The 8,587-nt window shown below is 46.0% G+C and carries 12 protein-coding genes; 4 read left to right on the top strand and 8 right to left on the bottom strand.

From position 1 onward, the window contains the following. Positions 1 to 2,677, bottom strand: a 2,677-nt coding sequence (locus ACE1CM_RS03820) for a HEAT repeat domain-containing protein (protein ID WP_374876083.1), incomplete at its 3' end; no start/stop codon positions are given. Positions 2,678 to 2,935: 258 nt separating this feature from the next. Here ACE1CM_RS03820 and ACE1CM_RS03815 point away from each other — a divergent pair. After that, positions 2,936 to 3,157, top strand: a complete 222-nt coding sequence (locus tag ACE1CM_RS03815; protein WP_374876082.1) for a hypothetical protein — start codon at positions 2,936 to 2,938, stop codon at positions 3,155 to 3,157. A gap of 112 nt (positions 3,158 to 3,269) precedes the next feature. Here the strand turns inward: ACE1CM_RS03815 and ACE1CM_RS03810 are convergent, their stop codons facing one another. The 4 genes from ACE1CM_RS03810 to ACE1CM_RS03795 all read right to left on the bottom strand — a co-directional run bounded on the left by ACE1CM_RS03810 (position 3,270) and on the right by ACE1CM_RS03795 (position 4,257). After that, complete coding sequence (locus ACE1CM_RS03810; protein ID WP_374876081.1) at positions 3,270 to 3,506, bottom strand: type II toxin-antitoxin system HicB family antitoxin; 237 nt, start codon at positions 3,504 to 3,506, stop codon at positions 3,270 to 3,272. A 2-nt stretch (positions 3,507 to 3,508) separates the two neighbouring features. Continuing rightward, positions 3,509 to 3,718, bottom strand: coding sequence for a type II toxin-antitoxin system HicA family toxin (locus tag ACE1CM_RS03805; RefSeq protein ID WP_374876080.1), 210 nt, complete (start codon positions 3,716 to 3,718; stop codon positions 3,509 to 3,511). A gap of 114 nt (positions 3,719 to 3,832) precedes the next feature. Next, the gene (locus tag ACE1CM_RS03800; RefSeq protein ID WP_374876079.1) at positions 3,833 to 4,051 is read right to left on the bottom strand and encodes a hypothetical protein; all 219 of its coding nucleotides are present in this window, start codon (positions 4,049 to 4,051) and stop codon (positions 3,833 to 3,835) included. A 17-nt stretch (positions 4,052 to 4,068) separates the two neighbouring features. Continuing rightward, on the bottom strand, positions 4,069 to 4,257 hold the full coding sequence (locus ACE1CM_RS03795) for a plasmid partition protein ParG (RefSeq protein WP_374876078.1): 189 nt from the start codon (positions 4,255 to 4,257) through the stop codon (positions 4,069 to 4,071). A 260-nt stretch (positions 4,258 to 4,517) separates the two neighbouring features. Between ACE1CM_RS03795 and ACE1CM_RS03790 the strand changes: the two genes are divergently transcribed. Continuing rightward, positions 4,518 to 4,769 (top strand): hypothetical protein, encoded by a 252-nt coding sequence (locus ACE1CM_RS03790; RefSeq protein WP_374876077.1) that lies wholly within the window; start codon positions 4,518 to 4,520, stop codon positions 4,767 to 4,769. A gap of 142 nt (positions 4,770 to 4,911) precedes the next feature. On the opposite strand, the gene ACE1CM_RS03785 is transcribed toward ACE1CM_RS03790, so the two are convergent. Continuing rightward, positions 4,912 to 5,109, bottom strand: a complete 198-nt coding sequence (locus tag ACE1CM_RS03785) for a plasmid partition protein ParG (RefSeq protein WP_374876076.1) — start codon at positions 5,107 to 5,109, stop codon at positions 4,912 to 4,914. A 165-nt stretch (positions 5,110 to 5,274) separates the two neighbouring features. On the opposite strand from ACE1CM_RS03785, the gene ACE1CM_RS03780 reads away from it, so the two are divergent. Further along, positions 5,275 to 5,586 (top strand): hypothetical protein, encoded by a 312-nt coding sequence (locus ACE1CM_RS03780; RefSeq protein WP_374876075.1) that lies wholly within the window; start codon positions 5,275 to 5,277, stop codon positions 5,584 to 5,586. A gap of 282 nt (positions 5,587 to 5,868) precedes the next feature. On the opposite strand, the gene ACE1CM_RS03775 is transcribed toward ACE1CM_RS03780, so the two are convergent. Both ACE1CM_RS03775 and ACE1CM_RS03770 read right to left on the bottom strand, forming a co-directional pair. Then, positions 5,869 to 6,033, bottom strand: a complete 165-nt coding sequence (locus ACE1CM_RS03775; protein ID WP_374876074.1) for a hypothetical protein — start codon at positions 6,031 to 6,033, stop codon at positions 5,869 to 5,871. 76 nt (positions 6,034 to 6,109) lie between these two features. Continuing rightward, positions 6,110 to 7,738 (bottom strand): cyclic peptide export ABC transporter, encoded by a 1,629-nt coding sequence (locus tag ACE1CM_RS03770; protein WP_374876073.1) that lies wholly within the window; start codon positions 7,736 to 7,738, stop codon positions 6,110 to 6,112. Between the two features lie 517 nt (positions 7,739 to 8,255). Here ACE1CM_RS03770 and ACE1CM_RS03765 point away from each other — a divergent pair. Beyond that, complete coding sequence (locus tag ACE1CM_RS03765) at positions 8,256 to 8,492, top strand: hypothetical protein (protein WP_374876072.1); 237 nt, start codon at positions 8,256 to 8,258, stop codon at positions 8,490 to 8,492. Positions 8,493 to 8,587 lie beyond the last annotated feature (95 nt).

Here is an 8,587-nt window from a genome sequence, read left to right as displayed (position 1 = left end):
CGTTGATTGCCTCCATCATCGCATCGAGATCTAGTGGTTTGACCCTAATCTCTTTCCCTTCACGTGGATGGACCGATCCGTCCTGATTCTGATCGTTGAGGGCAGCGATCAAGGCATCCACCGCTTGGGGATTGCCTATCTTACCTAATGCTTCTGCTGCATTCCCTCTCACGAACTTATCCTCATCGTTGAGGGCAGCGATTAAGGCATCCACCGCTTGGGGATTGCCTATTTTACCTAATGCTTCTGCTGCATTCCCTCTCACGTTCTCATTCTCATCGTTGAGGGCAGCGATTAAGGCATCCACCGCTTGGGGATTGCCTATTTTACCTAATGCCTCTGCCGCATTACCTCTCACGTACTCATCATCATGATTGAGGGCAGCAATCAAGGCAGGAACCGCTTGGGGATTGCCTATATCACCTAATGCCCATGCCGCATTCCTTCTCACCACGTACTCATCATCATGATTGAGGGCAGCAATCAAGGCAGGAACCGCTTGGGGATTGCCTATTTTACCTAATGCCACTGCCGCATTCCCTCTCACGTAGTTATTCTCATCCTTGAGGGCAGCCATCAAGGCATCAAAAGCTTGCTGATTGCCTATTTTACCTAATGCCTCTGCCACATTCCATCTCACGGACCCATCCTCATGCTTGAGGGCAGCCATCAAGGCATTCACCGCTTGGGGATTGCCTATCTGACCTAATGCCGCTGCCGCATTCCTTCTCACGTACTTATCCTTATGCTTGAGGGCTTGTCGTAACTTCTCAACCATTTGTATATTTGTTTGACCTAATGTCACCACAACCAATTCAATAAACCAAGCCTTCCAGTAGCGACACCAAAACTGATAAATTCTGTCGATGCTGTCCCCAATCAACGAATGAGAAATATCCTTACATTCAGCAATGCAGCGACCCGCTAATAATAACTGCGTCTTAAAAATATCATCCTTCTCACCTAGAATCGCCTCCAGCAGAGGAATGGGATTTCTCATCAATCCCGCCATCAAGCTCAAGGTTTCATGCCATTCATACTCCCAAAAATGCACCTTCGCCAGAGCAATCCCATCCTTGGCACGGTTCAAATAACAAGCCGTCAAATACTCCTGAAACGTCCGGTGCAGAAACAGGTATTTGTCGCCATCCTCATGCAACTTTTGCAAAATGCCATCCTGTTCCGAGAGTTCCACAATTAAATCCCCCGTATCCGCATCTTTGAAACTCGTCGGCACTCTCTCGCCTTGCAAATATTCCTCAATCCGATCGTAGAGTTCATCTCTGGAAAAAATCTCTTGACCTTGGCAGGTAAAATGATAGGCAAGTTCAGACAAAAATCGGGTTTTCGCAACCATCCTCCCATCAGATTGTGGCTGGCGATTTTGACTCCATTTTCCCAGCATATAGCTCACAGCTTGTTCGTACACCTGGCAGCGTCGCGCTGGTAATGTCAAACCTTTTTCTTGATACAAACTGCAAATCAACGACAACAGCAAAGGATTCTGCGCTAATCCCCGAATCTGGGGTTTATGCTGCAACTCTCTTATCAAATCCGGGGCAGAAACAGAATCATCGTTCAGATATCCCGCCGCATTCTTAAACCAAATTTCAATATAATCCTCGGTCTGCTTCTGACTGAAAGGAACAATTTCCACCTCTTTCGCCCCATCCAAAAATCCCCCACCATAGCCAACAATCCGAGACGTGCAGATAATCGAACCGGGATAATTGCGAACAAAGCGGTTCAGTTTCTCAGACAAGTACAAGCGATGTTTTTGGGGAACTTCATCCAGCGCATCCAACAACAGCAAGCACTTCCCCGTTCTCAATTTCTCCTTTAAAACCTGCCCAATAACTGCTGCCGTTTCCAGATTATCCTGTAAAGTGTTGCGATATTCCTTACCGAGAATGAGGGGAATCGCATCGATGATTTCTGTTGAGAAGATATCCGCTTGTTTTTCATCAACTATATCCGACAGTCTCAAAAACAGCGGCAAGATCGCATCTTCGACTTTTTTCCCGTTCGATTCTAAACACTTTCGTTCCGATTCGGCAGTTAAACCCGCCTCCATTTTTAATAGAGTAGATTTCCCCATCCCCGGATCTGCTAACACCATAATTCGCTGATGCTGTTTCTTTGCTTCTGCCCAATCTACCTGCTTTGGCTGCGAATCTTCCTGATGTTTCAGCGCGTAGACGCGCTTGAGTTCTGCTTCCGACTCCGCATAACTGAAGATAGTTTCAACATCGTGCTTGTATTTCCTCTCCAGCGTTACCTGAATCGGAATATATTGGTCTTGCAAAACAATGGGTTGTTCCCGGATGTGAAGTAGCTGGATGTACTTGAATCTTGGATCGTTTTCAATTTCTGCCAAAAAGCGACAGACGGCATCTCGCTGATTTTCTTCTACTGGGGGATTCCACTCGTCGGGATCGACAATATCGGTTGGATCTAAGTCTAGAACTCTAGCGATCGCTTCCAGTGCCTCCTCGCCAATCTTGTATTGACCATTTCCCCATTGAGGATTAAATAGCCTTTTGACCTGATCGAGGGTGACATGAGCCTCATCAGCAATCTTTTGATAGCTGTATTTTTTATTACACTTAGCTTTTTTGAGGTTTTTGACTCCCTCTCCACTCGCTAAAAAGCCTCCGCGTCTTCCGTCTCTATTCATACCAACGCCATTGCTTCAGGTATCCGTACTCTAACAAAGCTTTTGGTAAGCTGTCGCGCTTACAAATTGCAATTGATGGACGGGCAAGATGCCCATCCCACAAGAGTTTCAGAAATTTGGGGATGCCCCTATCGAACGGCTGTTAGCTTATTAGTCAGCAGTGCGAACAGTACTTGTGAGTACTCGTATTACAGCGCTCTCACGTCCTATCGAACTTGCCGAGTATTCGTTGAATTGTAAGCGTTCGACGAAGTACCCATGAATCCCCAAATGATGCTGACACTTGCCCTTCGCCACCCAGAAATCTATGGTTTAGCCTGGGTGCGTTCAAAGTCAGCCAAAGCGAGAAATAAAGTCATCCGCACAATTATTGAGTGGGGTGTTATTGCATTTGCCAGGTGGATTAACCCAGAAGCAAATTTAGCGATCGCATCCCTAAAACTCTGCTTCTGGGTGTTGGCTCAACTGCAACAGGAGTAACCGCGATAGCGATCGCTCTCATCCCCATCTGAAAATATTGGATTGCGATATGCCTCGGGCACGCTACGCGAACGCACCCACACAATCCACACAATTTTGCTCATAGCAATCTCTAAGCAACTGATAAAGGTTGCTGAGGCATTGTCTTAGGTGCAGGAAGTGGTTTTCCTTCAGCTTGGAACCATTCAATTAAAGACGAAATTGCTTCTTGACCGTGTTTTGCAGCTTCTTCATAGGTGTTACCATCCGTACAAGGCTGCATGACTAAACCGGCAAACTCCGGCAGAAATACTACAAAACAATTGTCTTCCTCAGACCACTGAATTACCATACTGTAGAGCGAGTTCATTCCTACAAATCCTCCATTTGTTCTAGTTGCTTCAGTGCTGCATTTACTTGCTTTTCCAGATACATAGGCGCATCTTCTCCATCTTGCCTAGCAATAACAATCGGTTGAATTAATTGTGAATGATTCCACACCTGATGACTGCCTTTGCCTTGTCGATACGTAAAACCTGCCTTCAAAAGCAACTTTTTTAACTCTCTAATCTTCTTAGGCATCCATCCTCACATCCTATTTTGATTTATTTAGGGAAAACCCTACATATCCAAAAGATGCGATCGCATCGCTTCACGTGCAGCGGAAGGGAGGCATATCGCCGATCGTACACCGGATTAAGATGCGATCGCCCAAACAACCAATTCATCGATCCCACTTAACTTTGGCAAGCGAGGGAGGTTCGTTTTTTCCAGCCACAGTCTCACCGCTTCCTCTAACGCATCTGTTTGGCTAACTTCCTTGGCGGTGCAAGCAACCTTAAATCGCATCGCTAGTTCTTTATTTATGTACCCGCTAACTTGAGCGTAGTTTGGATCGTCACGTCTTCTTGCCATTGCTTTTTAGCCCAAGTTCATTTATTCGCTTTTTTATTGCTTGAGGGGTTTTCAGCTTCTTCCTGGTTTTTGAGCCAATCAAGAATCAATTGGTGAGCCTGCTGGCTCATGCTGGTCTTGTTCTTAGCACAGGCGACTTTAAATCTAGTTCGTTCTGAATCTGACAGAAAGACCACAAGTTTCACGGTTTTGTCTTCGGTGGACACAATAACCTAACTAATAACGCTGCTTAGCCTAATCATCGCACTTGGCTAAACCAGGCGAAATTAGTCATATATGCAAAATATGCTAATTTACCTATGTATGGTATATTAGCATTCACAGGTCAAAAACGCCCAAGCCATCTACTCTGATGTAGAAACAGACAGACTTGGGTGTAAGGATTTTGATGGTTAAAAACGGCTTTAAATACCAACAAAAGCCGCTTTTACTGGTTTTTCACCAAATTAAGCAACATATTTCCACTATGAATTCTCAAACCATCTACCCAAACAGCAATCTCGATCCTCATGTCTGGACAATAGCGAACGCGAGTGCGTGCGGTCGGCATATCGCACTCCCAGACGCCAGACAGCGAACAATAGGGCGATTCTGCAATCGGCAAGACGCAGAAGACCACATCAGAGTGTTGCGGCGATTTGTCCCCGGCGCGCAATTTGAAATAGTTTTCAATCCGCCCGAACCAGCACTGTTCGATAATGCAGTTGCTCAAAGTTGAGCTTCAAAAATTGAGGACATACGCAAAGAAACCGGGTTTCTCTGAAAAATCTACACAGAAACCCGGTTTCTAGACCAAGGTATAGCAGTAGCGATCGCTCACTTCGATGTAAAGCAACGCATCATAGCAATTTCAGAGACGTTCATTCATCTCCCTTCTTTTTACCGGGAGGAGGGGATTGTTGTTGATTTTCTTGGTTCATAGTCCATTCCTCTATAAGTTCTCTAGCTTTTTCGCTCATTGCTACTCCAGATTGAGCGCAAGCAACCTTAAACCGGGTTCGCATCTGGGAGCTTAAAAAGACGCGGATAAACACATCGTTGGCTTTATCAGTGGTCATTTCCAATACCTGAACTCCCACTCATCGTGCCACCTGGACAACCAAGTTTAGAATATCCACTTGCACTACCTGTACCATGTATACTATTATAACTTGTGTCGCTCAAAAACGCCCAAGCCATCTACAGCGATGTAGAAACAGACAGACTTGGGCGGAAGGACTCTCATGGCTAAAAACGGCTTTAAATACCAACAAAAGCCGCTTTTACTGGTTTTTCACCAAATTATGCCACCTATTGGCACTATGAATTCTCAAAGCATCTACCCAAAAAGCAATCTCGATCCCCATGTATGGACAATAGCAATCGCACTCCCAGACGCCAGACAGCGAACAATAGGGCGATTCTGCAATCGGCAAGACGCGGAAGATCATCTCAGAGTGTTGCGGCGATTTGTGCCCAGCGCAAAATTTGAAATAATTTTCAATCCCCCCGAACAAGCACTCGCTGATAACGCGCTTGCCCTACCGAAGGCATAGAACAAAAATACACAGGTGTTCAAAAGCCGATCCCCCCTAGCCCCCCTTACCAAGGGGGGAACCCGAACCAACCGGAAAGCCTCCAATGCCTTGGGGGGAACCGGAACCGCAAAGCCCCCCAAGGCATTGGGGGTTGGGGGGGATCGATGGGGAAAGCCCCCCAAGGCATTGGGGGTTGGGGGGGATCGATGCGGAAGTAGGGAACATTTGACCAACTTTGGTATAAACCAAAACCGATCCTATGTTCCCTACCGATCCCTGGCAACAAATTCGCTGCGTTTTTTAGGGTGCGTCGCGCCAATCGCTGAGTAACTCGCGAGATGCTTTCGCCTTCTGTTGGCGCGGGGGTACTTTCGGCATCCCGATGTCTGGGTTGTGTCTTGATTGACGCTTAGACTGGGATTGTTTGCGTTCCTGCTGTTTTTGGATTCCTGTTGAAGTTGCCATAGGTTTCACCTTGTATTTTTCAAATTTGTTTTTTCTATCTTTTGTCTTCACAAGGTGAAACAGCATTTCCGGAAAGCTAAACACCTTTTTTCTTGTCATACACCACCTGACCATAATCGAGTTTGATCAGGCGGTCTGCCATATCAAAATATTGGTCATCGTGGCTGATTGCCAATACCATTTTACCTCTTTCTCTCAGTTTTGGTAAGAACTCATTGTAGAAGATTTCCTTAAAAATTGGGTCTTGATCCGCTGCCCATTCATCAAATAGATAAATTGGTCTGTCTTCTAAATACGCAGTTAACAGCGCCAGTCGTTTCCGCTGTCCTTGGGAAAGTGCGGTGGTAGAAAGTCTTCTCCCTTCGACTTTGACTTTGCGTTCCAGCTGGAGTTGGTTTAAATAATCTTGAACTTGCGTATCCAGATTTGTGTCATCAAATCCTAACAATCGCTCAAATAGATAGAAGTCCGAGAAAATCACTGAAAAATGTTGGCGATACCACTCGCGATTTGCTTCGGTAATCGGTTGCCCATCAAAGATAATTTCGCCCATTTCCGGGATGTAAAGTCCGGTAATTAACTTAGCCAAAGTCGATTTACCGCTGCCATTACCACCGATGATGAAGGCGATTTCTCCCGGAAATAGCGTCAGATTGAGCGGGCCAAGAGTAAAGTTAACATCTTCGCGATCGCTTGTATAAGTATGGGTCACTCCCTTCAGTTCTAAATAATGCCAGGAACGATCTAACACAGGTGGAATCGTCGCCGCTTCGGAGCGATTCGCTAAGGATAAACCCAGCATTTCAATCTTCTGCAAGGCAATGTTGGCTTTACTGATGATGGGTAATTTGCTGACAATACTTTCCAACGGCGCGATCAAGTAAGTGAAGGTAATGATGTAACCAGCAAAGGTTTCGGGGTTAATTGCCATCAGATTGGGAAGTAAGAATAATACGACGCCGATGGCAAAGAAAAAGATTAATTTACCCCAACTCGAAGTGATGGCAAAAAAGGTTAAACCGCGGACGCTGTGACGCCGAAAGTCGGCGGCGGTGGTTTGTAAATCTTCTGTCAGGAAATCTTGACGGCGGGAATAGTTGAGCTTGAGTTCCTTAATGCCATCGGCGATGCTGCGGAAGTGTTTAAATAGAATATCTTGGTCTTCGCGGGCGAGGGAAAGCTGCTTGCCGCCGCGTTTTAAGAGGATGTTAGTGCTGCCAATAGCGATCGCAAACAAAACCATCACCATCAAGAATACTTGCGGTGACAGCAAGGTGACATAAATCAAGCACCCCACCACGATGGCAGCGTTGATGCAAAGAAAAGGTATGCTGAAAACAGCGTTAGAGATTGCTTGCACGTCCTCAGTCAGCGTAGCTAGCAGTCGGGGAGTCCCCAGCTGTTCCAAATGACTCAACTGGGAGGAAAGAATCTGACGCGAGAGGCGCATCTGCATTTTAAACACAGCATCCTGAGACAGGCGAATCAGCACCACCTGAGAAATAATACTCGTAAGCAGCGCCACAAAAGCCAATCCCACAAAACCCCAAGCCAGCAACGTCCGTGAGGTACCATTGTTACTGCCGACAGCATGACCGATGAGGGCGATCAAACCGGCGCTGCTACCACCGCTTAAAAATCCGGTGGCAATTGCGATCGCCACCATCCTCCAGGAAGAACTCAGTAGAAAATAAATCAGATTCATGACAGGAGTTGAGTATTTCTGCTGTGATTTAACCACATGCACTGTCTGGAGTTTAGCGCCTGGGGTTCACTGGCGTTACCTGTCACAAGGAAGGGAGATAAGTTGAGGATTTACGCAAAGAAACCGGGTTTCTATGAAAAATCGTCGCTTTGGAATTAGAGATCGCAGTAAGAAACAAAGGTGATAGGTTGCCCAAGCGTAAGTCCTGAAGTTGTCAGACTTAGCGATAATTTGATGTTGCCGTGCCCTGGAGTAGGGGCACGGCATCTTTTAAGTTGTCAGACCCAGGGATAATTTGATGTCGCCGTGCCCCGTGATATCTTCAACAGTTGACAGTTGACAGTTGACAGTTGACAGTTATCTCTGACTAAAGAGAAGAGGATTGTAACTCTGGGAAATTAATTTTTCCTTTCCCCTTTAAAGGGGGGGCTTTAAACCGATTGTTTCTGGTAACTGAGAACCCATAGAAGCAAAACAGGATAATTTTGCAGCGGGATGGGCGCAGTGTATGGCGGAGATGCTTGCTGCAAAAAAGCTGAATGAGCAACCAGAACAAGAGGTATTTGGCATTGCTTCTAATGGAGGAGTTTGGCAATTTGGCAAACTTAAAGCTAATGTTTTCACTCGCAATCAAACGTTTTACACAATTGAGGAATTAGACAAAATTTTTGCAGCAATCAATTACCTGTTTCAACAGTGGGAATTACTGCTGAATTCTGAGCAAGTTGAGTCAGTACTCAAATCTTGCACATGACATGGGCGAGACGGGCAGGATGCCCATGCCACAAGAAAAACTAGCCGCTTGTGGGGTGGGCGAGACGGGCAGGATGCCCATGCCACAAGAAAAAC

The organism is Microseira sp. BLCC-F43, from assembly GCF_041929235.1.
Lineage (GTDB): Bacteria > Cyanobacteriota > Cyanobacteriia > Cyanobacteriales > Aerosakkonemataceae > Microseira.
This window is presented reverse-complemented; position numbering and strand designations above follow the sequence as displayed.

What these genes read in the sequence shown, in the direction of transcription:
- ACE1CM_RS03815 (WP_374876082.1), top strand. Translation starts at nt 2,936, where the DNA reads ATGAATCCCCAAATGATGCTGACACTTGCCCTTCGCCACCCAGAAATC.
- ACE1CM_RS03810 (WP_374876081.1), bottom strand. Translation starts at nt 3,506, where the DNA reads ATGAACTCGCTCTACAGTATGGTAATTCAGTGGTCTGAGGAAGACAAT.
- ACE1CM_RS03765 (WP_374876072.1), top strand. Translation starts at nt 8,256, where the DNA reads ATGCTTGCTGCAAAAAAGCTGAATGAGCAACCAGAACAAGAGGTATTT.
- ACE1CM_RS03800 (WP_374876079.1), bottom strand. Translation starts at nt 4,051, where the DNA reads ATGGCAAGAAGACGTGACGATCCAAACTACGCTCAAGTTAGCGGGTAC.
- ACE1CM_RS03785 (WP_374876076.1), bottom strand. Translation starts at nt 5,109, where the DNA reads ATGACCACTGATAAAGCCAACGATGTGTTTATCCGCGTCTTTTTAAGC.
- ACE1CM_RS03790 (WP_374876077.1), top strand. Translation starts at nt 4,518, where the DNA reads ATGAATTCTCAAACCATCTACCCAAACAGCAATCTCGATCCTCATGTC.
- ACE1CM_RS03775 (WP_374876074.1), bottom strand. Translation starts at nt 6,033, where the DNA reads ATGGCAACTTCAACAGGAATCCAAAAACAGCAGGAACGCAAACAATCC.
- ACE1CM_RS03770 (WP_374876073.1), bottom strand. Translation starts at nt 7,738, where the DNA reads ATGAATCTGATTTATTTTCTACTGAGTTCTTCCTGGAGGATGGTGGCG.
- ACE1CM_RS03805 (WP_374876080.1), bottom strand. Translation starts at nt 3,718, where the DNA reads ATGCCTAAGAAGATTAGAGAGTTAAAAAAGTTGCTTTTGAAGGCAGGT.
- ACE1CM_RS03780 (WP_374876075.1), top strand. Translation starts at nt 5,275, where the DNA reads ATGGCTAAAAACGGCTTTAAATACCAACAAAAGCCGCTTTTACTGGTT.